We start from the raw sequence: 24,040 nt of genomic DNA, 5'->3' as shown, positions 1-24,040 counted from the left end.
ACCTTGCTGACCCTGCCCCCGTCGTGGAATCTCCCGCCCGTCAGCGGCAGCCCGGGCTCAAGACGCCTCGACGATGTCGTCGAGCTTCCACTGCGTGTCGAACCACGGCTGCAATGGACCGTAGAGCCGGAAGATCGTGAACCAGCTCTTGCCCGGAATGGTCTGGATCCAGTTGGCCTGCTTGCCGGCCGGCGGTTGCGGGCCGAAGTACAGGTCGGCCGATCCGTCGGCATTCTTTACCAGCGACTTCTCGCTGGACAGGCTCGGGAACTGCTGGTCCGTCTGCAGCATCGAGCGCGTCTGGGTGTCGTAGACCACCACCGACCAGAAGTCCTTGACCGGCACGTTGGGCGGCACATGCAGGCGATAGGTCTTGGCGCCATCCAGCGGGTTGCCGGCGGCGTCGAGGTTCGATGCCGCGTACTGCGAGCTGATGCCGGGCATCGCCACCGCCATCGCCGGCGTGTCGATGGTGGCGGCGTAGAAGAACAGCGTGCGCGCGTCGAAGTTGCGCGCGCCGTTATCCAGCCATTCATAGCTGCCGCCGATGAACGGCGTGGTCCAGTGGCGGTCCGGGAAGATCAGCGTACGCGGGTCGCGATTGCGGAAGTCGATGGCGCGGGCCGTGGCGTTGCCCACCGCCACGCTGTCGGTCAGGATCTGCTTCATGCGTGCATCGGGCGCGAACGGCTTGCCCTTCTGCATGCCGATAGCCGTGAAGATGCCAGTCATGTCGGGCCCGTACGCGCCGGCCGGCTCTTCCTGGATGATCTGGTTGACCTCCTCATAGAATCTGAAGTTGTTGGCATGGACGGTGTTCATGACCTTGCCCGACAGGTTGATGAACGTCGTCTCCGGCGGCCGTGCCGCGTCGGCCAGCCGGTAGACCTTGAGCCCGGCCTTCAGGCTGGCCACGCCGGGGCGCGGATCGCCATGCTGCATGAACGCCCGGCCAAACAGCAGGTTGCCGTAGGTAGGACTCTTGACGATGTAGTAGCCGCTGGACGGCAACTGGCCCGTGTAGCCGGGCGGCACGAACAGGTACTTGCCACCCTTGCCCTTGTCCGGCCCCGCGTTGCCCATGTCCGTCACATAGCGGAACCAGAAATCGTCGACCACGCCAAGGATGTTCGGCGGGGTTTCCACCACCACGGGGCCGTCCTTCAGATCCATCCAGTTCCAGAAGTAGATGGTCTCGCTGTTCGGCGTCAGGTAGATCGACTTCGAGTCCATCAACTGCTCGTACACGCCCACCGTGCTACCCACCGCGCCCACGCTGCGCAAGCCGGTGCGGATGGCCACCATCGACGCCCCGGGCACGCCGTTCAGGAACGCCTCGACGCCACGCGCGAAATCGATGTTGTCGAAAACCTTCTGCGCCGTCGGGGCCGTCGGCACCCCATCGAAAAATTCCAGCCTGCCAATGCGGGTATCGACCGACGCCGGCGTGGTAATCTCCGGTGGGATCGGCGTGGTCATCTTGTAGGAAGACGGGGCTTGGGACGCACAGCCGGCAAGCCCCGTGGCAAGCAGCGCCAGGCTGGCCAGCCTGACTGTAATGGAATTCGACATGGAATCGGCACCTCGCAAGTTCGGATACTGGCGCCGAACATAGCGCAGCCGTCTCACTGCGTCGATTCGAAGTCTTCGTGGCCGACTTAAAAGATTTCGACGCCGGAAAGCACCGTCAGAACTTCGGAATCCGCAGCGTCTTGCTGATCATCAGCGAGCCGCTCAGCACGAACAGCAGCGACATTGGATGGAACGTGCCGGGGCCGATGGCCATCGCACCGGCCGGCAGGGCATCGCCGATCAGGCCATGCGAGGCGCACCAGGCCAGGATGCCGGTCAGCACCACGCTGGTGGGGATGGGCGTGCCCTCGAAATACTTGACCTTGCCCTGCTCCGAGCCTTCGGCCAGGGTCTCGGCCGTGACGTTGAAGCGGGCCAGTCGGCTGACGCCGCAGCAGACAAAATAGATCAGCGCGACAAGGTCCCAGCCGCCGCGCATGCCGGCCGCAAACGCCAGCGTGGCCGGGCCGACGCCGAACGAGATGATGTCCGACAGCGAATCCAGTTCACGGCCCAGCGCCGAATGGGCGTGGCGCCAGCGGGCGATGCGCCCGTCCAGTACGTCGAAGATGAACGCGGCCGGCGCCAGCGCCGCCGCGATATAGAAATAGCTGAGAGACGGTGCAGCGACGAAATACATCGCGTAGAACACCGAGCCCATGCCGCAGGCCGCGTTGGCCAGCGTGAAGAAATCCGCCAGCTGCAAGTCGCGCAGCATCGAAAAATGCCGGGGGCGCTGCTGAGGGGTCGACATGCGGCGGGCTCCTTTGGCGCGTGGGCGCCTGCGTCAGGTGCGTGGGACGATCAGCGGCGATCGGGGCCGCTCACAGCACCGTGTTGACGTGGTGGACGGCCGGCGGCGCGGCAAAGCAGTCGCTGACCAGGTTGCGCCATTCCTGGAATTCGTCCGATTCACGGAAATGGACCATATGATCTTCCACGGTCTCCCAGGCCACCACCAGCGCGTACTGCGACGGCTGTTCGATCGAGCGCTGCAGATTCAGGCCGTGGCAGCCCTTCGACCGCAGGAACAGCGGCTTGGCCTTGGCCACGTTGGCCTCGAACTGGGCTTCCATGCCGGGCTTGATCGTGATCTGTGCAATTTCGTGAATCATGATGGGTCTCTAGGGCGGTTGATATCGGTGGCTGTCTGACAGCACCGCGTGGCAGGGTGGCCGCACGCCGGGCGCGCGGCATCGCGTCTACCTTAGCAGATTTGCGCCGTCCGGCTTACTTGACCGTGTGGCGCGCCAGGCTTTGCATCAGGTAGACCACCACCAGCGCGTTGGCCGCCGCCAGCCCCACGTGAATCCACGTGGGATGCCGCACGGCCTCGTACAGCTCCACCGGAATGTAGATCCCGCCCGACCAGACGCCAAGCCAGTTGCCCCAGGCACGCCCGTGCCAGAGCCCGTAGGCCTCTGCAAAGCGCATCAGCGCGTACACGGCGGCCGACCCGCCGATCGCCCACAGGCGGCCATCACTGGGATTCGACAGCAGTGCCAGGAATACCTTTGGATAATGGCTGGCGGGATTCAGGTGAAAGCGGCCGACAATGGCTTCGGCCAGCGCCTGCGCGTCGGCATGCAGCAACGCCACCACGCCCAGTCCGGCCAGGATCACCAGTGCCCCCTTGGCGGCCTCGAACAGCGCGATGCTCTTGAGGCCCACTGCTTGGCTGACTTGCGCCATGGCGAAAAATGTTGAAGTCGACGAAGTCGCCATTGTGCAGCATCAACGTGCGTGGCGCTCCACCATCGGTCCGTTGGCATCGATGCCACCGCCCGCTTCCAGCGGCCCGTTGACCGTGAGCGGCCCGTCGACATAGAGATCGCCATGCACCACCATCGACCCATTCACTGTCAGCGGGCCGTGAAAGACCTTGAGCAGGCCGCGTTCCGGCGACATCGGATACCCACGTCCCGGCGACGCGAACCACGCCGCAGTCAGCGGGCCATTGGCATAGACGCTGCCATCCACGCTCAGCGTGCCGTTGACCGTGGCCGGCCCCTTTACCCTGGCGGAGCCGCCCACGGCGATGGAGCCGGTGACGGACTGGGCAGTGCAGACGACGGGCAGCAAGGTGCCGAACAGGACAACCGCCACGGCCATCCGGCGAAGGTTTCGCATATCGGCCCTCCCCAAAATAAAACTGGCACGATGTTTCCAGTGTAGTGACCTGGAAACATCGCGCCAGCGGAGTTTGGTGACCGAATGTTTGTTAACCGATTGTTTGCTCCCCTCTCCCGCACGGCGGGAAAGGGGTCGGGGGTGAGGGCGAGCGGCTGAATCTGCGACGGATCGACGTTTGAACCGCAATGCCCGCTACCCCAGCCCCTCTCCCTTTCATGGGTCTTTCATGGGCGAGGGGAGCCCATGTCGACTGCCCTCAGTTCTTTGCCACCGCCTCCGGCAACGGACCCCAGCCGCCGCCCAGGCTGCGCACCAGCGACACCGTCGCCGCCGCGCGCAGGCCGGCCACCGCGTTGGCATCGCGCTGCGACTGCAGCACGGTGCGGTCCGCGTCGATCACGGTCAGGTAGTCCACCGCGCCGGCGTCGTAGCGGCTGCGCGAGATGCGCTGTGCCCGCCTGGCGCCTGACAGCGCGCCGTCGAGCGCCGTGGCCTGCTGGCTGAGCCAGCGCACATCGGCCAGGCTGTCCTCGACCTCGCGGAACGCCACCAGCACGGTCTGCTGGTAGCGCGCCACGCTTTCCTCGTGGGCAGCGCGGGCACCGGCCAGGTTCGAGCTGTTGCGGCCGCCATCAAAGATGGTCTGCGCCACCGTCGTGCCGACGAGCGGTCCAAGCATCCACGTGCGCGACGACCACTTGAACAGGTTCGACAGGTCCGACGACTCGAAACCGAACAGCGCCGTCAGCGAGATGCGCGGAAAGAACGCTGCCTTGGCAATGCCGATGCGCGCGTTGGCGGCCGCCATCTGGCGCTCGGCCGCCGCGATATCGGGACGCCGCTCCAGCAGTTCCGACGGCAGCCCCGACGGCACCGCCACCGGCGCCGTATCGAACGGCCTGGCGGCCAGCCCGAACTGCGACGGCGCTACGCCGGTCAGCACCGCCAACGCGTGCTCCTGGTTGGCGCGGCGACGTTCGATGCTGGCCAGGTCGGCGCGCGCCGTGCCCAGTTCCGATTCGGCACGGGCCGGGTCCAGGTCGGTCGTCTCGCCCGCTTCGTAGCGCTTGCGCAGCAGCGACAACGAATCCTCGCGCAACTTGATCGTCGCGTTCAGCAGTTCACGGTCGCTGTCGAGCGTACGCAGTGCAAAGTAGGCTTGCGCCGTATCGGCCTGCAGCGCGAGCTGTACCGAGCGATACAGATCCTCGGCGCCCTTCTCTTCAGCACGGGCAGCGTTCACGCTGCTGGCCACGCGACCGAACAGGTCGAGCTCGTAGTTGGCGAACAGGCGCGCCTTGTACACGGTCTGCGGCGACATGCGCGTGCCGTCCGGCAGGCCCTGCGACGCGGCCGACGACTGCGTGCGCGTGGGGTCGAAGCCCGCGCTCAGCTGCGGGTACATGTCCGCCTCGGTGGCACCGGTGAACGCCCGCGCCTGCTTCAGGCGGGCCGCCGCGGCGGCCAGGTCTTGGTTATGCGCGTTGGCGGCGTCGATCAGGCGATCCAGCTCGGCGTCGCCGAACACCTTCCACCAGTCTCCACGCTGCTGGCCTTCGGCCGGCGCCGCCGTCTTCCACTGCGCGCCCTCGGCGGCTGCAGCATCGGCTTCCTTGAAGGTGGCGGCGGTGGGCGTCTCGGGCACCTTGTAGGTCGGTGCCAGCGAGCAGCCCGCCAGCACCAGCGCGGCGGCCAGGACGCCAAGCTTCGGCAGGTACTGCTTCATCACGATGTTGTTCATGTCTATCACCATCACTCTGCGGACGGCACGGCGTGCGATGCCGACACATCCGTCGCAACCGCTTCACGACGCTGCTTGCGGGTAGCCAGCAGACGCAGTGCCACGTAGAACACCGGCGTCAGGAACAGGCCGAAGAACGTCACGCCCAGCATCCCCGCGAACACGGCCACGCCCATGGCATGGCGCATTTCCGCGCCGGCGCCGGTCGAGATCACCAGCGGCACCACGCCCATGATGAACGCGAACGACGTCATCAGGATCGGGCGCAGACGCAAGCGGCTGGCTTCGATCGCGGCCTGCACCACGGTACGGCCCTGGTGCTCCAGCTCGCGGGCGAACTCGACGATCAGGATCGCGTTCTTCGCGGACAGCCCCACCAGCACGATGAAACCGATCTGCGTGAAGATGTTGTTGTCGCCACGGGTCAGCCAGACACCGGTCATGGCAGCCAGCAGGCTCATCGGCACGATCAGGATCACCGCCAGCGGCAGCGTCAGGCTTTCGTACTGGGCAGCCAGCACCAGGAACACCAGCAGCACGCACAGCGGGAAGATCCACACACCCGCGTTGCCAGCCAGGATGTCCTGGTAGGTCAGCTCGGTCCACTCGAAGCCGATGCCCTTGGGCAGCGTTTCGGCGGCAATGCGCTCGGCAGCGGCCTGGGCCTGGCCCGACGAGAAGCCCGGTGCCGGACCACCGTTCATGTCGGCGGCGGTAAAGCCGTTGTAGCGCGTGACGCTATCCGGACCGAAGCCCTGCTTGACCCTCACCAGCGACGACAGCGGCACCATTTCGCCGGAGCTGCTGCGTGCCTTCAGCTGCAGGATGTCCTCGGCATGCTGACGGAACTGCGCGTCGGCCTGCACCTTGACCTGATACGTACGACCGAACTTGTTGAAGTCGTTCACGTACGACGAGCCAAGATAGGTCTGCAGCGTCTCGAACACGTCGGTCACCGGCACGCCCAGCTGCTTGGCCTTGGTACGGTCAAGCTGCACGTCCAGCTGCGGCACGTTCACCTGGTAGTTGCTGAAAATGCCAGCCAGTTCCGGGGTTGCGCGGGCCTTGGTCATGAACGCGTTGGTGGCGCTGAACAGTTCGTCGTAACCCAGCGCGGCACGGTCCTCGATCATCATCTTGAACCCGCCGATCGTGCCCAGGCCCTGTACCGGCGGCGGCGGGAACACGGCGATGAACGCGTCCTGGATCGACCCGTACTGCTTGTTCAGGTCGGCGGCAATCGCATTGCCCGACAGCTCAGCGCTCTTGCGCTTGTCGAACGGATCCAGCGTGACGAACACGATGCCGGCGCTTGGGCTGTTGGTGAAGCCGTTGATCGACAGGCCCGGGAAGGCCACGGCCGATTCCACGCCCGGATGCTTGAGCGCGATGTCCGACATGCGGCGGATCACGTCCTCGGTACGGTCCAGCGTGGCACCGTCAGGCAGCTTGGCAAAGCTCACCACGTACTGCTTGTCCTGCGCCGGCACAAAGCCCTTCGGCACCATCTGGAACACGCCCCAGGTCGCCACCAGCATCACGGCGTAGACGCCGAACACCGAACCCTTGCGGCGGATCACGCCCTTCACGCCACGGCCATAGCTGTCCGAACTGCGGCCGAAGAAGCGGTTGAAGCGGGCAAAGAAGCCGCCGAAGACACGGTCCATGCCGCGCGTCAGCCAGTCCTTGGGCGCATCGTGGCCCTTGAGCAGCAGCGCGGACAGGGCCGGCGACAGCGTCAGCGAGTTGAACGCCGAGATGATCGTCGAGATCGAGATCGTCAGCGCGAACTGCTTGTAGAACTGGCCGGTCAGGCCCGTCATGAAGGCCAGCGGCACGAACACGGCGATCAGCGTCAGGGCGATGGCGATGATCGGGCCGCTCACTTCGCGCATGGCCTTGTAGGTGGCCTCCTTCGGCGACAGCCCTTCCTCGATGTTCCGCTCGACGTTTTCGACCACCACGATCGCATCGTCCACCACGATACCGATCGCCAGCACCAGGCCGAACAGGCTCAGCGCGTTGATCGAGAAGCCGAACGCATGCATCAGGCCGAACGTACCGACGATCGACACCGGCACCGCCAGCAGCGGGATGATCGACGCACGCCACGTCTGCAGGAACAGGATCACCACCAGCACCACCAGCGCGATGGCCTCGAACAGCGTGTGGACCACCGCCTCGATCGAGTGGCGCACGAACTGCGTGGGGTCATAGACGATGCTGTAGTCCACGCCTTCCGGCATGTTGGCCTTCAGCTCGGCCATGGTCTTGCGCACGTCGTTCGAGATCTGGATCGCGTTGGAACCCGGCGACTGGAAGATCGGCAGCGCCACGGCGGACTTGTTGTCCAGCAGCGAACGCAGCGCGTATTCCGACGCACCCAGTTCGATGCGCGCGATGTCCTTCAGGTACGTCACCACACCGTCGGGCGAGGTCTTGACGATGATGTCGCCAAACTCCTCCACGGTCTGCAGACGGCCCTGCGCGTTCACCGACAGTTGCAGGTCGGTGCCCGGCAGCGACGGCGACTGGCCGATCACGCCGGCTGCCACCTGCACGTTCTGCTCGCGGATGGCGCGCACTACGTCAGACGCGGCCAGGCCGCGCTCGGCGATCTTTTCCGGGTTGACCCAGACACGCATCGAGTAGTCGCCCGAGCCGAACATCTGCACCTGGCCAACGCCCTGGATCCGCGCCAGGCGGTCCTTCACGTTGATCAGCGCATAGTTGCGCAGGTACGTCATGTCGTAGCGGTCGTTCGGCGATACCAGGTGGACCACCATGGTCAGGTCAGGCGAGCTCTTGACCGTGGTGATACCCAGCCGGCGCACGTCCTCGGGCAGGCGCGGTTCGGCCTGCGAGACACGGTTCTGCACCAGCTGCTGGGCCTTGTCCGGGTCGGTGCCCAGCTTGAAGGTCACCGTCAGCGTCAGGTTGCCGTCGCTGTTGGCCTGCGAGTTCATGTAGAGCATGTCCTCGACGCCGTTGATCTGTTCTTCCAGCGGCGTGGCCACGGTCTCGGCAATCACCTTCGGGTTGGCGCCCGGGAACTGCGCGCGCACCACCACCGACGGCGGTACCACTTCCGGGTACTCCGAGATCGGTAACTTGAACATCGAGATGGCGCCGATCAGGAAGATCAGCACCGACAGCACGCCCGCGAAAATCGGGCGATCGATAAAGAATTTCGAGAGATTCATCTTGGTCTCGGCGAAAACAGTCCCCCTGGCCGTCCGCTCGCCGAGCGGACGCCATGTAAAACTTCAGGGGGAAATTTCAGTTCGGTGTGCTTGGGGCGGCGGGCGCTTAGCTCACCTTGGCCTTGTCGGCCTTACCCTCTTCCGCGGCCTGCTTGCGGTCGGGGGTGTTGCCGCGCGACTCAAGCTCGCTGCGATAGGCCATGGCCACGGGCTTCGGTGCCACGGTGTCGCCAGGGCGCACGCGCATCAGGCCGTTCACGACGATGCTCTCGCCCGGTTGCAGCCCCTTGCGGATCACGCGCAGCCCTTCGTACGTCGGTCCAAGCTCGACTTCGCGATACACGAGCTTGTTGGCCTTGTCGACCACGAGCACGAACTTCTTGCCCTGGTCGGTGCCGACGGCACGGTCGTTGACCAGCACGGCTGGGTGCGGCGAACCGCCACCGAGCTTGACCTTGGCGTACAGACCCGGCAGCAGGCGACCATCCTCGTTGTCGAACACGGCGCGCACGCGGATGGTGCCGCTGCGCGTATCGAGCCGATTGTCGATCGAGTGGATCTTGCCCTTGTGCGGGTTGCCGTCCTCGTTGGCCAGGCCCAGGAACACCGGCAGGTCGTTCTTGCCGCCGCTGGCGCCCGGCGCCGTGTAGCGCAGGTAGCTCTGCTCGTCGACATCGAAGCTGGCGTACACCGGCGAGACCGACACCACCGAAGTCAGCGGCGGCGATGCGGCGCCCGCGGCCACCAGGTTGCCCACGGTGATTTCCGCACGCGACACCTTGCCCGAGACCGGTGCAACGATGCGCGTGTAGCTCAGGTTCAGCTTCGCCACTTCCAGCGCCGCCTGCGCGCCACGCACGTCCGCCGACAGCTCGCTGGCGGCATTGATACGCTCGTCGAACTCGCGACGCGAGATCGCGTTGTCGTCCAGCAGGCGCTGCGCTCGGGCCTTCTCGGTCTGCGCATGCGAGGCACGTACCTGCGCCGCGGCCAGCGCCGCTTCGGCGCGTGCCACTTCGGCGGCGTACGGGCGCGGATCGATCGTGAACAGCGGGTCGCCCTTCTTCACGATGGAGCCTTCGCGGAAATGCACCGTTTCGATGGTGCCGGAAACGCGCGGGCGGATTTCCACGCGGTCCACGGCCTCGATGCGGCCCGAGAATTCATCCCATTCGGTGATGGTCTGGCCCACCGCTGCCGACACTTCCACGGCAGGCGCCGGGGGCGGCGTATTGGCCTGTGCTTCCCCGCCGTGCCAGGGTCGCAGTACCGAGGTTGCCACGCCCGCCCCAAGAATTGCCACGATGGCAAAGGCGATTAGCGTGCGTCGAGACTTGTTATTCATCTTTCTTCACTCCGTGTTTTCGTCGGATTTCTTCAACTGGAAAAGCAAAAATTCAGGCCGAACGCTGCCCGCCAGCCCAGGGGGCCGGAAAAACGGGAACAACAAGGGGTCCTCCGTCCGGAATCGGACAGAAGCAAGCCACTACTGGGGGCCAGCCTCAAAGGGCGCTAGCGGGAGAATCCGGCACCGCTACAGCATTCGCGGCGCCGGCCGGCGTTCGGACCGGATTACGAGGCGTCGTCGGCCTTGGCGAAACTTTCGCGCAGGAACCGCGCACCTTCTTTGACCCATGCCTGACACATCTCATGGGACTGTTCCACCCCGTCGCCACAGGCGCCGGGCATGATCAGGGCCCTGGCCGGGATGCCGGCCTTGGACAATTTCGTGGCGAAGGCCTCGCCTTCCGCACGCAGAGCGTCTTTTTCCGCCACCTGCACCAGCGTCGGCGGCAATCCCGCCAGCCGCGATGCCAGGGCCGGGGCCGCATACGGATGCACGCTCGCGGCCGGCGTCGGCAGGTAGTCACGATAGTTGCACGCGAGCTTGCGCAGCATTTCCATCGGCACCTGCCCGGCGGACGACGCGTGCTGCAGGCACGGATCGGTCACGGGCCGGATCAGCCACTGGCCAGCCGGCTGCGGCAGGCCGCGGTCACGCAGCATCTGCGCCGTGGCGATGGCCAGGTTGCCACCGGCTTCCTCGCCCACCAGCGCAAAGCGCAGCTTGTCGACCTTGAGCTTCCGGGCCTGCTTGAGCACCCACGACACCGTGTTGACGGCATCCTCGGGTGCTGCCGGGAACGGGTTCGCGGGCGCCAGCGAGTAATCGGGCGTCACCACCACGGCCGGGACCGACTCCGCCAGATCCCGCGCCAGTTCCTTCGCGGCTTCGACCCCGCCGTCGACAAAGCCGCCGGCATGCAGGTAGAGCATCCATGGCAACAATGGCGCACCGGCGCTCACGGGCCAATAACCTGCGGGGTAACACACGCAGACCTTCATTTCGCGATCGCCGCTGGCCACCACGTGCTGGATCACGATTGCCTCGCCCTGTTCTGCGGCCGGTTGTACGGCGGAACTACGGGGAGTCGTGGTCTTGGTCATGGTTGGCACGGCAGCCGGCAAAGGCCGTCGATTACTGTATTGCGATGCAGCGAATTATGGTGATTGACAACGATGGGATAAAGCTGGCTATTGCCAATGCACTGTTTCTGCGTTGGAATAATCACCGAAGTGAACCCACATGGCTTGAAATGGATACCTGAAATGTGATTCACTCCGGTCCTTCGGCATCTGCGCACTTGGGGAAACAGCGCAAACGCCGGCGCCCCAACACTCCACCCGTCCCCGCTCCGGCCGCCACTGGCGGACCGCCGGCAGCAAATCCAGGCCGCGCACTTGACATGCAGCGGACCCGATCCCGCCAGACATCCTTCGGAACGTAGCCCGGTCTTACTCCTTTCGAAAGCAACATCATGGATCGTCTTGTCTCAATGCAGGCATTCACGCGGGTGGTGGATGTCGGCAGCTTTGCGCGCGCGGCGGAGTCGCTAGACCTGCCCAAGGCCACGCTCACCCGGCTGATACAAAACCTGGAAACCCATCTTGGCGTCAAGTTGCTGCACCGGACCACGCGCCGGATCAGCGTAACCACCGACGGCGCTGCCTACTACGAACGCTGCGTCCGCATCCTGGCGGATGTGGAGGAAGCGGAACAGTCGCTGACGCGCCACAACAACTCGCCGCGCGGCACGCTGGCCGTGGATACCACCAGCGGGCTGGCGCAACTGGTGTTGATGCCTCAACTGCATGACTTCTTCAATGCCTATCCCGAACTGAAGCTGGAACTGACCATCAACGGCAAGCCCATCGACCTGCTCAAGGAAGGCGTGGATGTGGTGCTGCGTGTGGGTGCACTCGACGAGGCCATGGTGGCACGGCGCATCGGGCAGGTGAAGCTGGCGTTCTATGCGTCGCCGATCTACCTGCGGCGTTTTGGCACACCACACGACCTGACCGAGCTGTCGCAGCACAAGGCCATCAACTTCCTGTCGAACCGAACCGGCCGCGAAACGCCGTGGACGCTGATCCGTGGCGGGGAAAGTACCGAAGTGCTGCTGCCTTCGGCGATCTCGACCAACGATGCCGACGTGTACCTGGGTTGCGCGGTGGAAGGCCATGGCATTGCACGCATCTCGCGCGCCATGGCCGAGCCGTATATCCACAGCGGGCGGCTCGTGGAAGTCATGGCCGACTGGCAGACCGACGAACTGCCGATTTCTGCGATGTATCCGCAGAACCGGCACCTGTCGGCCAAGGTGCGCGTGTTCGTGAACTGGGCCGCCGAGATCTTCTCGCGGCATCCGCACTTTGGCGCGGCGCCGCAGCAGTTGGCGGCGTAGGGTTGGCCGATGGTTTTCTCCCTCTCCCGCGCGCGGGAGAGGGGAGAAAACCCTACGCCTCCCGACCTCAATTCTTCCCGATCTCCTGCAGTATCCGCGTCATCAGGTACAGGCGCGGCACGATCGAATCCAGCTCCACGTACTCGTCGCGCGCGTGATAGCCGAAGCCCGACAGGCCAAAGCTTTCCAGCACCACCGCCTTGCCCGAACGCCCTGCGAAGCCCGCATCGGTGCCGCCACCGGTGCCGGGAATCAGGATCAGCGACCGGCCGTCCATCTCCGCATAGATCTGCTGGGCCCGCGCGGCCAGTTCCTTCGAGCGCGTATCGGCCACGAACGCCGGGCGCCCCTCTTCCATCGCAATCGTGGTCTTCGTATCGGGGATCAGATGGCCTGCGTCGACCTTCTGCTGCAACGCCGTCTGCAGCTTCTGCGCGGCACCGCTGGCGGTCACGCGCACGTCGCCCACGGCGCTGGCCGTCTCAGGGATCTGGTTCAGCGGGCCGGTGGTCTTGGCCTGCGTCCAGTTCATCTGCGCGCCCGGTATCGTCTTGGCCAGGTCACGCGTTTCCTGCATCTGGTAGGCCAGTTCCAGCAGGGCATTGCGGCCCAGTTCGGGGGCGGCGCCCGCGTGGGATGACCGGCCCTTGACCTGCATCGTCGCCGTAGCGGTGCCGGCGGCGGCCAGCAGCAGCGATTCGGATTTCGCCACGGCCTTGGCCACGTTGGGCTCGCACGACAGCACCACGTCGTGCTGCGCGGCCAGCGTGGCAATGGTCTCGCCCGAGCCCAGCGAGCCGATTTCCTCGTCCGGGTTGAGCAGCACCGTGATCTGCGCGTAGTCCTTCCAGCCCTGCGCCTTGAGGATTTCCAGCGAATGCAGGATCACCGCCAGCCCACCCTTGTCGTCGGCGATGCCGGGGCCGTAGAGCCGGTTGCCGTCCTCGCGGATCGGCTGCGAGGCCAGGATGCCGGCCGGGTACACCGTGTCCATATGGCCGATCAGCATGATCCGGCGCTTGCCGGTGCCAGTCAGCGTGGCCTTGATCATCGGCGCGGCGCTGGTGGTCATCGACAGCCGTTCCATCTTCGCGCCCATGGCCTGCAGCCGCTGCGACGTGTAGTCGGCCATGCGCGCCAGCCCCTGCATGTTGGCGCTGCCGGATTCGATCGTCACCATGTCCTTGAGCGACTGCACCACGGCGGGCTGCGCGGCGCGTGCCGCGTCGAGCAGCGCCTGGTCGGGGCCGGCGGCCAGCGCGGCACCGCAGGCCGTTGCGGCGGCCAGGGCGATGGCGGTGGCGCCGGCCAGGCGGCGAAGGGAAAGCAGCATGCGTGTCTCCTGTTCTCAGTTCTCGTTTTAGGAGCTCCAATGTATCGCTTGCGCTATCTGGGAGGGAGGTTCAATATCGCCAATCCTCATGCCAATCCCGCCACAACATCCCCATGCCCCCGCCGGCCGCATCCCTGCACGTCAAGCTGCTCTGGTTGCCCGATGCCATGCCCGGCACCTTGTTCGGCGCGCTCGATGTCCTGCGTACGGCCGCAGGCGTGGCGCAACTGCAGCAGCCCGGCGCGCCGTCCGGGCTGACGTGGGAGATCATCGGCGCCAACGGGCGCCCGCTGCCCGACCCGCTGCCCGGCCTTTCCACGTCGCGCCGGGGTGCCCCGCGACAGGCCCAGGCGCTGATCGTGGTGCCCGGCCTGATGGCCGCCAGCGCGCCGCACCTGGGCGAACTGGCCACCGCCGATACCGCCACGCAGCGCCTGCTTGCACGCCATGTGGATGCCGGTGGCTGGGTGGCGTCGATCTACACGGGCGTGGCCTTCCCGCTGATGCTGGGGCTGCTCGATGGCGCGCGCTGTGGGGCGCCGTGGATGTTCCAGAGCTGGTTCGCGCAACGCTTTCCGGCGTGCGACCTGTCATCGGATGAACCCATGGGGCTGCATGGGCAGGTCTTCCATTGCGTGGCGCCTGCCCTGCAGACGGAATTCATGCTGCGCGTGCTGGGCCACCTGCATGACCCCGATCTGGCCCAGACGGTGGCCCGCCTGCTGCTCTACCAGCCCGAACGCCAGCAGTGGGTGCCGGAGCTTGTTTCGCAGCGGTGGCTGGGCAAGACCGCCGACAGCCCGGTCTATCGCGCCATCGGCTGGTTGCAGGCCCATGTCGGCGAACCCTATCGGCTGGCCGCCGTGGCGCGGGCCGCCGCGGTCAGCGAACGGACACTGCTGCGCCATTTCCGCCAGGTGACCGGGCGCACGCCATTGGATTACCTGCACCGGCTGCGCGTGGAGCGCGCCCGCGTGCTGCTGGAAGTCACGCTGCACGGCACGCAGGCGATTGCCGAGGCCTGCGGCTACAGCGATGCCGCCGCCTTCCGGCGCCTGTTCCAGCGAACCATGCAGATGTCGATGTCGGAATACCGCTCGCGCTTTGCGTTGCGCACGCGGCGCCGCTACTGGCGCGTGGAAGACCAGGCGGCGCGCGTCGATGCTGGCACCCGTGGGTGAGTGCCAGCCGTTTCCGTTCCTTCAGCCGTTTCAGCTACTCAGGGCGATATGGTTGATGACGTTCTCCACGCCTTGCACGTACCACGCGTCGCGCTCCACCTGCTTGCGCGCCCCATCGCTGGACGCATAGCCGTCGAGCGTCACAACCCGGCCCTCGGTACGCACGCGGATGCGCGCGGCGTCCACGAACGGGTCGGTTTCCAGCACCAGTTGCAGCGCTTCGCTCAGTTCCTCGTCGCTGTCGGCCTCGGCCGGCGCCACCACGATGTCGTTGATGACGTTGCGACAGCCGCGTGACCACCATGCCAGCACGCCGGCCAGGCGCATGTGCGACAGGCTGATCACCTGGCCGCTCAGCATCACGGCACCGTCGTGGACCGCCACTTCGATCCAGCCGCTGCGCTCGCCCACGGCTTCGCGCACGGGCTCCAGCTGTCCTTTCACCTTCGCGCAGAGCTTGCAGTTACGAAAGTCGATCGCATTGAGCAGCCGCTCGCAAACGGCGGCGCGCACGTCGCCATCGCCCACCATCGGGCCGGCATGGGCAATGCGCAGATGATCGATCACTGTGGAAACGCCGTCCACACGGCGCAACTGGGCCGTGGCGCGCGTCTTGTCCATGACGTCGGCCACTTCGCCCTCCAGAATCAGGGCCCCGTCGGATAGTCGCAGGTGAATGGTGGGATGGATCTGGTGGCCCTGATATGGCACATGCGCCAACGCGGCTCGCGCCTGCGTCAGCACTGCTTCGCTACTCAGCATGATGTGTGTCTCCCCATTTGACGTGGAGATGGGTGGGAAGCGCGCCCCTGCCTGCAAGCACGCGCGGCGCGGTACGGCTGACCTGCCCCGTGGTGCCGCGCCACACAGGCATTATAGGAAGCGCCCCCGGCAAAGTCGCCGTGCTTCGGACCCCGACCCGACGTTGCCGTTTCAAACGTCTGTTGCGCGCCTGGCGGTGTCTGCCGCAGGTGCGCGCAAGGCCCTGCCAATCGGCTGCAAAGTCAGAAGCGGCGCGGGTTTCGGGCAGTCGGGGCGCGTTCAGCGGCATTGAAATCACACGCCGTGCGCATTAAGCGTCGCTGAACATCGTAAAAGCGGATGCCAAGTGATGCAGCCATCGCTACCATCGAGTCGTCGGCTACCACGGAGATGCTCATGACACCGTCTTGCCGCTTTGGCGTTCCGCTTCGACTGGCCGTTTTTGCCACGCTGGCCTCGTCGCCCGCATGGCTGGGCGCAGCCACCAAGACCACCACGTTCGCCGTCCGGCTGACGCTGACGGCCGACTGCACGATCAGCGCCAGTGACCTCGACTTCGGCTCGCAGGGCGTGCTGGCCGCCAATGTGGACCAGACGTCGAGCCTGGCGGTCACCTGCAGCAACAGCGCACCGTACCAGGTAGGGCTCGACGGCGGCACCGCGGCGGGCAGCAGCATCGCCAACCGGCTGATGGCCGGCACGGGCGCCGCGACGGTCCAGTACCAGATCTACCGCGACAGCAGCCGCACGCAGATCTGGGGCAACACGCCGGGCACCGATACGGTTGGCGGCACCGGCAGCGGATCCGCCCAGGCCATCACGATGTACGGCCGCGTGCCGCCGCAGGCCACGCCTGCCGCCGGCACCTATACGACCACCGTCACCGCCACCGTCAACTTTTGATGCCACGCGCCGCCCGCTGGCGGCGCCGGACGTCCGCCGCATGGACAGCCCTTGCGCTGGCCATGCCCGGCCTTTGTCCGCCGGCGCACGCGACTTCGCTGCAGATCACACCGGTGCGGGTCGACCTGCCTGCCGGGGCCGGCGCGGCCGCGCTGACCCTGCGCAATGCCGACAGCAAGCCGATTCACGCACAGGTGCGCGTATTCCGCTGGACCCAGGCCGATGGCGACGATGTGCTGGCGCCTACCGACGAAGTGCTGGCCAGCCCGCCTATCGTGCGTATCGCCGGCAACGGCGAGCAGCTGATCCGCGTGGTACGCCCCCAGCCGGGCACGTCAGCCGGCGAAACGGCCTACCGCCTGCTGATCGACGAACTGCCCCAGCGCGATGCGCCGCCCAGCCCCTCGGGCGTGCGGGTGCAGCTGCGCTATTCGGTGCCGGTCTTTGCCGGCACGCCCGCCGGGCCGCCCGCCGCGAGGCTTGCCCTGGTGCTATGGCGCGACCAGGGCCAGTGGCGCCTGTCGGCACGCAACGATGGCGCCAGCCATGCCCGGCTCAGCGATGTGGCGCTGATCTCGGCCAGGCAGCGCATCCGCGTGGCCGAGGGGTTGTTCGGTTATGCCCTGCCAGGGGCCACGCGCATCTGGGACATCCGCCTGCCAGCCAGCTTCACGCCGGCAGCCGACCTGCGGCTGGACGCAGCCGTCAATGGCGAACCGGTGTCGCTGCCCGTGACGCAGCGGCAGCCAGAACCGGACCAATGACATGGAATCCACCACCATTGCCCCCTTGCCGCGCCCTGCCATGGCGGCTTGCGATGGCCGCCTGCATGCTGACCGCCGCCCTGGAGAACACCAGGCTCCTTGCGCAGACCATCGACAAGGTACCCGGCCACACCGCCTACCTCGAAGTCATGGTCAACGGCGAGTCAACCGGCAGCGTCGCCCGCTTCGCGGACCGCGGCGGCATGCTGCTGACGCCCCTCGACGAGTTGCGCGACCTGGGCCTGCAGGCCGATCCGTCGCTGGCCGATACGCAGGGCCTGGTGCCGCTGGACCGCCTGCCGGGCGTGACCTGGCGCTATGACCCCGCCATGCAGCGCGTGTACCTTACCGTCGACGACAGTTCGCGCATTCCCACGCAACTGGGCGCCCGCAATCGTGCGCGGCCTGCAGTCACGCCGGGCACCGGCTTCGTGCTGAACTACGACGCCTATGCCCAGCCCGACACCGGCCAGCAGCTCGGCCTGTACAGCGAGCAGCGGTTCTTCCACCCCGGTGGCGTGCTTGGCAACACCGGCGTCGCCACCGTCTACGACAACGCCACGCGCTACGTGCGCCTGGACACCAACTGGACCCACGCCGACCCCAACGGCATGCAATCGATGCTGATCGGCGACACCATCACCGGCGCCCTGCCCTGGTCGCGTCCAGTGCGGCTGGGCGGCTTCCAGCTTCGGCGCAATTTCGGCCTGCGGCCAGACCTGATCACCTATCCGCTGCCGGCACTGGCCGGCTCGGCGGCCGTGCCGGGCGCGGTGGACCTGTACATCAACAATGTGCGCCAGTACTCGGGCCAGGTGCCGACCGGCCCCTTCGTCATCAACAATGCCCCGGCGCTCAGTGGCGCGGGCCAGGCCACCATCATCGTGCGCGACGCGCTGGGGCGCGATGTCAGCACTACGGTGCCGCTCTACGTGGATGCGCGCATGCTGGCGCCGGGCCTGTTCGACTATTCGCTCGAAATCGGCTTCCTGCGCGCGCAGTACGGCGTGGATTCATTCCGGTACGCATCGGCGCCCGCCGCCAATGGGTCGATACGGTACGGGCTCAGCGACAGGGTCACGCTCGAAGGCCGCGGCGAAGTATCGCGCGGCGTGGGCATCGCCGGCGGCGGCGTGTTGTTCAAGCTGCCGGTGACCGGCGTGCTCAACCTGTCCGCAAGCGCCAGCGGAGCAGGCGGCGGGCAGCTTGGCCTTGGCTACCAGTGGCGTACGCCGCGCTTCAGCGTCGACCTGCAGGGTACGCGCACTTTCGGCGACTATGAGGACCTGGCTGCGAGGTCGGGGGCGCCGATGCCGCGTGCGCTGTACCGCGCAACGGTGTCGGTGCCGGTGCGGCGCAACGGCAACATCGCCGCCAGCTATGTCGACCTGTCCGATCCTGTCTACGGCACGTCGCGCATCGGCTCGCTGGCCTGGACGGCGCAATGGGGCCGTCGCACGTCGGTCACGGCCAGCACCTACCGCGACTTTGCGGCGGGGTCGTCGTACGGCGCGTCGCTGACGCTGACCTGGCTGCTCGACAGCGACACCACGGCGTCGGCCACGGTGGGCCGCGACAACGGCCGCCCGACGCTGATCGGCGCCGTGAGCCACACCATCCCGTACGAGGGCGGATGGGGATGGCAGGTGGTTGGCCAGCAAGGCGGCGACACGTGGCGCGGCGCCGCGCAGGCCAATTTCCGTGGGCGCTATGGTGACGTCTACGGTGCGGTGCAGGACCTGCAGGGCCGCGTGACCACGCAGTTCGGCGCCAGCGGGTCGCTGGTGGCCATGGACGGCACGGTCATGGCCGGCCGACGAATCGACCAGAGCTTCGCGCTGGTGTCGACGGGCGGCGTAGCCAACCTGCCCGTGCTGGTGGAAAACCGCCGCATCGGCAACACCAACGGCAGTGGTCATATCCTGGTGCCGAACCTGCTGCCCTACGATGCCAACCGCATCGAGATCGATGCCCTGGCGCTGCCCGTCAACACGCGGCTCAGCTCCACGCGGCTGTCGATTGCCCCGGCGCTGCAGTCGGGCGCGCTGGCCACGTTCCGCATCGAATCGTTCCGGGGCGCGCAGGTCGTGCTGACCGACGCACAAGGCGAGCCGTTACCAGCCGGCACCACGGTCATCCACCTCGAAAGCGGCGCACGCACCGTGGTGGGCTATGACGGCCTGGCGTTCTTCGACACCCTCGGCGACGACAGCACGTTCCACGCCGAAACCGACACCGGCGTCTGCACCGCACGGCTCACCTACCGGCAGACGACAGACTCGCTGCCCAGGCTGGGCCCGATCCCATGCGAGGCCGGCGCCCCGTGATGCGGCTGCTGGCCGCCCTCCTGCTGCTGACAGCCTCCGGCGGCGCCTGGGCGGTCTGCACTGTCACCACGCCGTCGCTGGCATTCGGCAGCTACAGCCCGGTCAGCGGCAACGTGGCCGACGTCCAGGGATCGATCACGGTGTCGTGCTCGGGCATCGCCTTGTCGGCCCGAGTACGGGCATGCGTCAATATCGGCACGGGCTCGGCCGGCACGTCGGTCTCGCCGCGCGTGCTGGCCAGCGGCACGCAGACGCTCAGTTTCAACCTCTACTCGGACAGCGGACGCACCCAGGTCTGGGGCTCACGCACCACGGGCGCCACTGCTCCGCCTGTGACACTCGACTTCGGTGCGCTGCTCGGCAACGGCAGCGCCACCGTCAACTACTATGGCCGGGTGCTGGCCAACCAGACCGGTGCGGGCACCGGAACCTATGCGTCGCAGTTCACGGGGCTGAATGCCGAAGTTACCTATGTGGAATACCTGCTGGCCCCGCCCGACTGCAGCACACTGGCCACCAACAGCCTGCCGATCACATTCACGGCCAGCGCCACCGTGGCCAGCGATTGCAATATCACGGCCACGCCGCTCGATTTCGGGTCCATCGGCGTGCTGTCGGGCAATCACGACGCCGTCAGCACGCTGACCGTGCAATGCACACGCAACGCGGCCTATACCATCGCCCTCAATGCGGGCATCGGCAACGGCGCAAACGTGTCGTCCCGCAAGATGACGCGCACGGGCGGCTCGCAGACCGTGAACTACCAGCTTTACTCGGATTCGGCCCGCACGGTGCCCTGGGGGGATGGCACGCGCGGTACTTCAACGGTGGGCGGCACGGGCACCGGCACCGCAAACACCATCAGCGTCTACGGCCGTGTGCCGCAGCAGAACACGCCGCAGCACGGCGCGTACACGGACACGGTGACGGCGACCATTACCTATTGACCGTCCGTGGCGGCCCACGGACGATAGTCGGCATTGCCACGCCCCGGAGCCCCCATGTGCGTCAATTACGCCCCCGTCCAGAAACGCATCCTGCGCGAGATCTTCGGCGTGGAGCCGCCGCCGGGCCTGTATCCCGAGGAGACCTGGCCCGACTATGCCGCGCCCATCGTGCGCCAGAACGCCTCTGAAGCGGCCTGGGAAAGCGTGCTGGCATCGTTCAGCATGGTGCCAAAGGCCACCATCCCGCCTGGCACGCGCTACTACCCCACCGCCAATGCGCGCGTGGAGACGATCGGGAAGCTGTCGTCCTTTGCCAGGTTCTGGAAGTCGTGCCAGCTGGCGCTGGTGCCCGCCACGGCGTTCTACGAGCCGAACTATGAAAGCGGCAAGGCGGTACGGTGGAAGATCGGCCTGCCGGGGGGCGAGCCGTTTGCCATCGCGGGGCTGTGGCGAGCCTGGCCGGGCGGGGGCGTGTCGTTCACGATGCCGACGGTCAACGCCGACCAACATCCGCTGATGCAGCGGTTTCACAAACCGGGGGACGAGAAACGCGGTGTGGTGATCCTGCCGCGTGAAGACTGGGACGAATGGCTGGTATGCCGCGATCCCGAGGTAGCCAGGACGCTGCTGCGCCTGCTGCCTGCCGAAAGACTGGTGGCGGAGCCGGCCCCGTTGCCGCCGCGCGGGACGACAAAGGGGCCTCCGCCACCCTCGGACTAGCGCATCCGGTGACGATCAGAATGCGGCGCGGGCCTGGATGTAGACCATGCGCGGCGCGCCCACCAGGCGGCCGGCATTGCTGTCGGTGGTACGCGTGTAGTAGCGCTTGTCGAACAGGTTGTTGATGCCGACGGTGATGTCGGTGTTCTTGCGCTGCGGCAGCTTGAACATCGCCTGGATGTTCCACGTACGGAAGCCCGGGATCAGGCCGTTGCTGCCGTCCGCGCTTTCGGCCACCGTGTTGGCCAGATCCGCGTACTGCTTGCTCTGGTGCGTGGTGGACACGTTGAACGTCCAGCTGCGCCAGTCGTAGCGCGCGCCAATCGTGTCGGTCGTACGCGAGTAGAACGGCACGTCCAGGCCGGCCGTGGTGCCCGACTTCTGGATGGCGCGCGTGTACGTGTAGTTGGCGTACAGGTTCAGGCCGCCCAGCAGGCTGGCGCGGTCGAACGAGTAGTCGATGGCCGCTTCCACGCCGTCGTGGTCGGTGGCGCCGATGTTCTGGAACGTGGCCGGAAACAGGCCCGGCACCTGCAGGATCTGGTTGTCGAACTTGATCTTGAACGCGGTCAGCTCACCCTTGATGTGGTTGTCGGTCCAGCGCGTACCCACTTCAAACGTCTTGGCCACTTCCGGCTGCAGCGGATTGTTCGGCGTCTGCGAGTTGAGCTGCGTGTTCTGCACTGGGCCAAACGACGTGCTGTAGTCGGCAAAGACCGTCCACGCGCTGTTCACCAGGTACGACACGTTGACCGACGGCAGCGCCTTGTTGTTCAGGCTGTCCCACTGCGTCGCGGTGTTGCGCTGCTGGCGCGTGGTGTCGATATGCTCGAAACGCACGCCCGGCACGATGCGCCAGTTGCCGTACGCGATGCGGTCGTCGATGTAGACGGCATGGGCATCGGTGGCATTGTCGAACGTGGTGGTCGGGCCGTTCACGCCGGTCAGGCGGTTCGTGCTGAACTGGTTGTCGTCGCCGCGCTCGCGGATGTAGCGGTAGCCGACCGTCACGTCGTGCGTGGTCGGGCCTACGCCAAAACGCTGCGTAAAGCGCGGCTCGATGCCGAACGTGGTGTAGTTGCGCGGCTGGTGCGCAATCACGGTAGCGCTCTGCTGCAGCGTGCTCTGCCGGTAGCTCTCGTTGAAGAACGTGCGGATCTCGAATTCCTGGCTCGTGGAAATCGTGTTCACGTAGCCGAGGTCGAAACCGTAGCGGTTGCCGCTCCAGTAGTCGTCGGGACGCGTGTTCTGGAACGGATCGGCGTTGTACTGGGCCACGCTCAGGCCGCCCGGCGTCTTCGACTTGACGTCGTAGTACGACAGCTTGCCGTAGACCTGCGACGTCGGCGTGATGTCGTACGCGAACTTCACGGCCAGGTCGTTGACGTTGTCGTCGCTGCCCTGGCGCCATTCGCGACCGGTCATGCCCGAGTACAGCAGCGCAACGCCCAGGCCGCTGTCGAGCGTGGTCCCCACGAACGCGTTGTACTGGGTGTTGCTGCCACCGCCCTGGGTGTAGATGTTCTCGCGCACCGAGGCTTCGCCGCTGAACACGCCCGGAATCGGCTTGGTGTTGAAATTGATGATGCCGCCCACGTTCTGCGGGCCATAGCGCACCGCACCGCCGCTGCGCACCACGTCGATCGACTCGATGTTGCCCAGGCTGACCGGAGCAAACGACAGCTGCGGCTGCCCGTACGGCGCCACGGCCATCGGGATGCCATCCAGCAGCACGGTGGAACGCGGCGTGTAGCGGCCAGTCAGGCCCCGCACGCCGATATTGAGCGACACGGCGCTGCCGGCCGTGCCGGAGTTGTCGGTCGCCTGCACGCCGGGGATGCGGCGCATGACATCGCCAATGCTCTGCGCGCCGCTTTGTTCGATCTGCTGCTCGCTGACCACCGTGCGTGCGCCGGGGAAGGTCTTCACGCTGTTCTGCAGCCCGGTGCCCAGCCAGTTACCGGAAACCTGGACCGTTTCGAGCACCTGGCCTCCCACTCCCCCCTGCGAAGCCGCGGTGTCCTGCGCCGCGGCCCATTGCGGCGTCAGGCACAGCATCGAGACGGCAAGCGCCGTGGCGCACGGGGCAAAGTGGGGCGCGGCAGATGGCAGGCCGCGACGGCTCGAATTCATGGTCTTCCCTTGTATCAAGAAACTGACGAAGGCCATGAATGTAAGTGATAACGGTTCTCGTTTGTAGCTAGATTAACGAGAGGAGCACCAAATGTATCTCGACTACGACAATGTGTTGCCCATACACGACATTTTGTCGACAACTACCCTATGTTGAGCGCTCAAGACACCCAGTTCGCACCATCAATCTCCAATCGCTGCACCCCGCAATTGGGTGATCCCGGCGCCCTACCGATTGAGGGTGTGCGCCTTAGGGGCGGGCACCCATACTGACCAGCCACCGGCCAGAAGAGCCGGACCAACCTGGGTCAGAACATGAATGCAGTCTCATTTGTCGGATACGCGCTCGCGTTTCTGGCGGTGATCATCATCGCCGCCCGCTGGATCTACCGAAATCACCCTGCCCTGCGGGATGCCGATCCGGTGCCTCCCGATCGCCGCGAAGGGGGCGCCCATCCGCCGCGCGGCGGCTCGTCCCGCGACTGATCCGCGCTCTGTCGGGGAACTGCCACGCTTCATCGTTGCCTGAACCTCTTGCGCCCGCGCCACGCGGCGTGCACGCTCGCGCCTGTGAG

Annotated in this window: 20 protein-coding genes; 8 read left to right on the top strand and 12 right to left on the bottom strand. The window is 66.3% G+C overall.

Features of this window, described 5'->3' with window-relative positions; translation table 11 throughout:
- Window positions 1-57: 57 nt before the first annotated feature.
- The 9 genes from CYJ10_RS14710 to CYJ10_RS14670 all read right to left on the bottom strand — a co-directional run bounded on the left by CYJ10_RS14710 (window position 58) and on the right by CYJ10_RS14670 (window position 11,097).
- Window positions 58-1,572: a DUF1254 domain-containing protein gene (locus tag CYJ10_RS14710; protein ID WP_101682236.1), complete on the bottom strand. Its 1,515-nt coding sequence runs from the start codon at window positions 1,570-1,572 to the stop codon at window positions 58-60.
- Between the two features lie 115 nt (window positions 1,573-1,687).
- Complete coding sequence (locus CYJ10_RS14705; RefSeq protein ID WP_101682235.1) at window positions 1,688-2,326, bottom strand: CDP-alcohol phosphatidyltransferase family protein; 639 nt, start codon at window positions 2,324-2,326, stop codon at window positions 1,688-1,690.
- 70 nt (window positions 2,327-2,396) lie between these two features.
- A complete protein-coding gene (locus CYJ10_RS14700) occupies window positions 2,397-2,687 on the bottom strand; it encodes an antibiotic biosynthesis monooxygenase family protein (RefSeq protein WP_101682234.1) in 291 nt (96 codons plus the stop codon).
- Between the two features lie 115 nt (window positions 2,688-2,802).
- Window positions 2,803-3,264, bottom strand: a complete 462-nt coding sequence (locus tag CYJ10_RS14695) for a DUF2127 domain-containing protein (protein ID WP_101682233.1) — start codon at window positions 3,262-3,264, stop codon at window positions 2,803-2,805.
- A 42-nt stretch (window positions 3,265-3,306) separates the two neighbouring features.
- Window positions 3,307-3,702, bottom strand: a complete 396-nt coding sequence (locus CYJ10_RS14690; protein ID WP_101682232.1) for a hypothetical protein — start codon at window positions 3,700-3,702, stop codon at window positions 3,307-3,309.
- A 259-nt stretch (window positions 3,703-3,961) separates the two neighbouring features.
- Window positions 3,962-5,446 (bottom strand): efflux transporter outer membrane subunit, encoded by a 1,485-nt coding sequence (locus CYJ10_RS14685; protein ID WP_101682442.1) that lies wholly within the window; start codon window positions 5,444-5,446, stop codon window positions 3,962-3,964.
- A gap of 11 nt (window positions 5,447-5,457) precedes the next feature.
- On the bottom strand, window positions 5,458-8,649 hold the full coding sequence (locus tag CYJ10_RS14680) for an efflux RND transporter permease subunit (protein ID WP_101682231.1): 3,192 nt from the start codon (window positions 8,647-8,649) through the stop codon (window positions 5,458-5,460).
- 106 nt (window positions 8,650-8,755) lie between these two features.
- Window positions 8,756-9,994, bottom strand: coding sequence for an efflux RND transporter periplasmic adaptor subunit (locus CYJ10_RS14675; protein WP_101682230.1), 1,239 nt, complete (start codon window positions 9,992-9,994; stop codon window positions 8,756-8,758).
- Window positions 9,995-10,221: 227 nt separating this feature from the next.
- On the bottom strand, window positions 10,222-11,097 hold the full coding sequence (locus tag CYJ10_RS14670) for an alpha/beta hydrolase (protein ID WP_101682229.1): 876 nt from the start codon (window positions 11,095-11,097) through the stop codon (window positions 10,222-10,224).
- A 371-nt stretch (window positions 11,098-11,468) separates the two neighbouring features.
- On the opposite strand from CYJ10_RS14670, the gene CYJ10_RS14665 reads away from it, so the two are divergent.
- A complete protein-coding gene (locus tag CYJ10_RS14665; protein ID WP_101682228.1) occupies window positions 11,469-12,395 on the top strand; it encodes a LysR family transcriptional regulator in 927 nt (308 codons plus the stop codon).
- Between the two features lie 67 nt (window positions 12,396-12,462).
- Here CYJ10_RS14665 and CYJ10_RS14660 read toward each other — a convergent pair whose 3' ends face one another.
- Complete coding sequence (locus tag CYJ10_RS14660) at window positions 12,463-13,728, bottom strand: glutamate carboxypeptidase (protein ID WP_101682227.1); 1,266 nt, start codon at window positions 13,726-13,728, stop codon at window positions 12,463-12,465.
- A gap of 113 nt (window positions 13,729-13,841) precedes the next feature.
- On the opposite strand from CYJ10_RS14660, the gene CYJ10_RS14655 reads away from it, so the two are divergent.
- Complete coding sequence (locus CYJ10_RS14655) at window positions 13,842-14,909, top strand: GlxA family transcriptional regulator (protein WP_101682226.1); 1,068 nt, start codon at window positions 13,842-13,844, stop codon at window positions 14,907-14,909.
- A 30-nt stretch (window positions 14,910-14,939) separates the two neighbouring features.
- Here the strand turns inward: CYJ10_RS14655 and CYJ10_RS14650 are convergent, their stop codons facing one another.
- Window positions 14,940-15,671, bottom strand: coding sequence for a BON domain-containing protein (locus tag CYJ10_RS14650; protein ID WP_101682225.1), 732 nt, complete (start codon window positions 15,669-15,671; stop codon window positions 14,940-14,942).
- A gap of 396 nt (window positions 15,672-16,067) precedes the next feature.
- Between CYJ10_RS14650 and CYJ10_RS14645 the strand changes: the two genes are divergently transcribed.
- The 5 genes from CYJ10_RS14645 to CYJ10_RS14625 all read left to right on the top strand — a co-directional run bounded on the left by CYJ10_RS14645 (window position 16,068) and on the right by CYJ10_RS14625 (window position 21,332).
- Entirely contained in the window at window positions 16,068-16,574 is a 507-nt protein-coding gene (locus tag CYJ10_RS14645) for a Csu type fimbrial protein (protein WP_219621469.1), read from the top strand.
- A 62-nt stretch (window positions 16,575-16,636) separates the two neighbouring features.
- A complete protein-coding gene (locus tag CYJ10_RS14640; RefSeq protein ID WP_101682224.1) occupies window positions 16,637-17,338 on the top strand; it encodes a fimbrial biogenesis chaperone in 702 nt (233 codons plus the stop codon).
- Between the two features lie 65 nt (window positions 17,339-17,403).
- Complete coding sequence (locus tag CYJ10_RS14635) at window positions 17,404-19,665, top strand: fimbria/pilus outer membrane usher protein (RefSeq protein WP_180862939.1); 2,262 nt, start codon at window positions 17,404-17,406, stop codon at window positions 19,663-19,665.
- A complete protein-coding gene (locus CYJ10_RS14630; RefSeq protein WP_101682222.1) occupies window positions 19,665-20,612 on the top strand; it encodes a Csu type fimbrial protein in 948 nt (315 codons plus the stop codon). Before CYJ10_RS14635 ends, CYJ10_RS14630 begins: the two co-directional genes overlap by 1 nt.
- A gap of 54 nt (window positions 20,613-20,666) precedes the next feature.
- Window positions 20,667-21,332 (top strand): SOS response-associated peptidase, encoded by a 666-nt coding sequence (locus CYJ10_RS14625; RefSeq protein ID WP_101682221.1) that lies wholly within the window; start codon window positions 20,667-20,669, stop codon window positions 21,330-21,332.
- Between the two features lie 15 nt (window positions 21,333-21,347).
- On the opposite strand, the gene CYJ10_RS14620 is transcribed toward CYJ10_RS14625, so the two are convergent.
- Window positions 21,348-23,465, bottom strand: coding sequence for a TonB-dependent receptor family protein (locus tag CYJ10_RS14620; RefSeq protein WP_101682220.1), 2,118 nt, complete (start codon window positions 23,463-23,465; stop codon window positions 21,348-21,350).
- 315 nt (window positions 23,466-23,780) lie between these two features.
- Between CYJ10_RS14620 and CYJ10_RS34135 the strand changes: the two genes are divergently transcribed.
- Complete coding sequence (locus tag CYJ10_RS34135) at window positions 23,781-23,951, top strand: hypothetical protein (protein ID WP_180862938.1); 171 nt, start codon at window positions 23,781-23,783, stop codon at window positions 23,949-23,951.
- The last annotated feature ends 89 nt before the right edge of the window (window positions 23,952-24,040 follow it).

This window comes from Cupriavidus pauculus, assembly GCF_002858765.1.
Taxonomy (GTDB): Bacteria; Pseudomonadota; Gammaproteobacteria; order Burkholderiales; family Burkholderiaceae; genus Cupriavidus; species Cupriavidus pauculus_B.
Note: the sequence above shows the minus strand (reverse complement) of the source record. Positions and strands in the feature narration are given on the sequence as shown.

Coding starts and splice junctions, on each gene's coding strand:
- CYJ10_RS14630 (WP_101682222.1), top strand. CDS start 19,665: ATGCGGCTGCTGGCCGCCCTCCTGCTGCTGACAGCCTCCGGCGGCGCC.
- CYJ10_RS14660 (WP_101682227.1), bottom strand. CDS start 13,728: ATGCTGCTTTCCCTTCGCCGCCTGGCCGGCGCCACCGCCATCGCCCTG.
- CYJ10_RS14695 (WP_101682233.1), bottom strand. CDS start 3,264: ATGGCGCAAGTCAGCCAAGCAGTGGGCCTCAAGAGCATCGCGCTGTTC.
- CYJ10_RS34135 (WP_180862938.1), top strand. CDS start 23,781: ATGAATGCAGTCTCATTTGTCGGATACGCGCTCGCGTTTCTGGCGGTG.
- CYJ10_RS14625 (WP_101682221.1), top strand. CDS start 20,667: ATGTGCGTCAATTACGCCCCCGTCCAGAAACGCATCCTGCGCGAGATC.
- CYJ10_RS14640 (WP_101682224.1), top strand. CDS start 16,637: ATGCCCGGCCTTTGTCCGCCGGCGCACGCGACTTCGCTGCAGATCACA.
- CYJ10_RS14650 (WP_101682225.1), bottom strand. CDS start 15,671: ATGCTGAGTAGCGAAGCAGTGCTGACGCAGGCGCGAGCCGCGTTGGCG.
- CYJ10_RS14655 (WP_101682226.1), top strand. CDS start 13,842: ATGCCCCCGCCGGCCGCATCCCTGCACGTCAAGCTGCTCTGGTTGCCC.
- CYJ10_RS14710 (WP_101682236.1), bottom strand. CDS start 1,572: ATGTCGAATTCCATTACAGTCAGGCTGGCCAGCCTGGCGCTGCTTGCC.
- CYJ10_RS14685 (WP_101682442.1), bottom strand. CDS start 5,446: ATGAACAACATCGTGATGAAGCAGTACCTGCCGAAGCTTGGCGTCCTG.
- CYJ10_RS14705 (WP_101682235.1), bottom strand. CDS start 2,326: ATGTCGACCCCTCAGCAGCGCCCCCGGCATTTTTCGATGCTGCGCGAC.
- CYJ10_RS14690 (WP_101682232.1), bottom strand. CDS start 3,702: ATGCGAAACCTTCGCCGGATGGCCGTGGCGGTTGTCCTGTTCGGCACC.
- CYJ10_RS14635 (WP_180862939.1), top strand. CDS start 17,404: ATGCTGACCGCCGCCCTGGAGAACACCAGGCTCCTTGCGCAGACCATC.
- CYJ10_RS14620 (WP_101682220.1), bottom strand. CDS start 23,465: ATGAATTCGAGCCGTCGCGGCCTGCCATCTGCCGCGCCCCACTTTGCC.
- CYJ10_RS14665 (WP_101682228.1), top strand. CDS start 11,469: ATGGATCGTCTTGTCTCAATGCAGGCATTCACGCGGGTGGTGGATGTC.
- CYJ10_RS14670 (WP_101682229.1), bottom strand. CDS start 11,097: ATGACCAAGACCACGACTCCCCGTAGTTCCGCCGTACAACCGGCCGCA.
- CYJ10_RS14645 (WP_219621469.1), top strand. CDS start 16,068: ATGACACCGTCTTGCCGCTTTGGCGTTCCGCTTCGACTGGCCGTTTTT.
- CYJ10_RS14675 (WP_101682230.1), bottom strand. CDS start 9,994: ATGAATAACAAGTCTCGACGCACGCTAATCGCCTTTGCCATCGTGGCA.
- CYJ10_RS14700 (WP_101682234.1), bottom strand. CDS start 2,687: ATGATTCACGAAATTGCACAGATCACGATCAAGCCCGGCATGGAAGCC.
- CYJ10_RS14680 (WP_101682231.1), bottom strand. CDS start 8,649: ATGAATCTCTCGAAATTCTTTATCGATCGCCCGATTTTCGCGGGCGTG.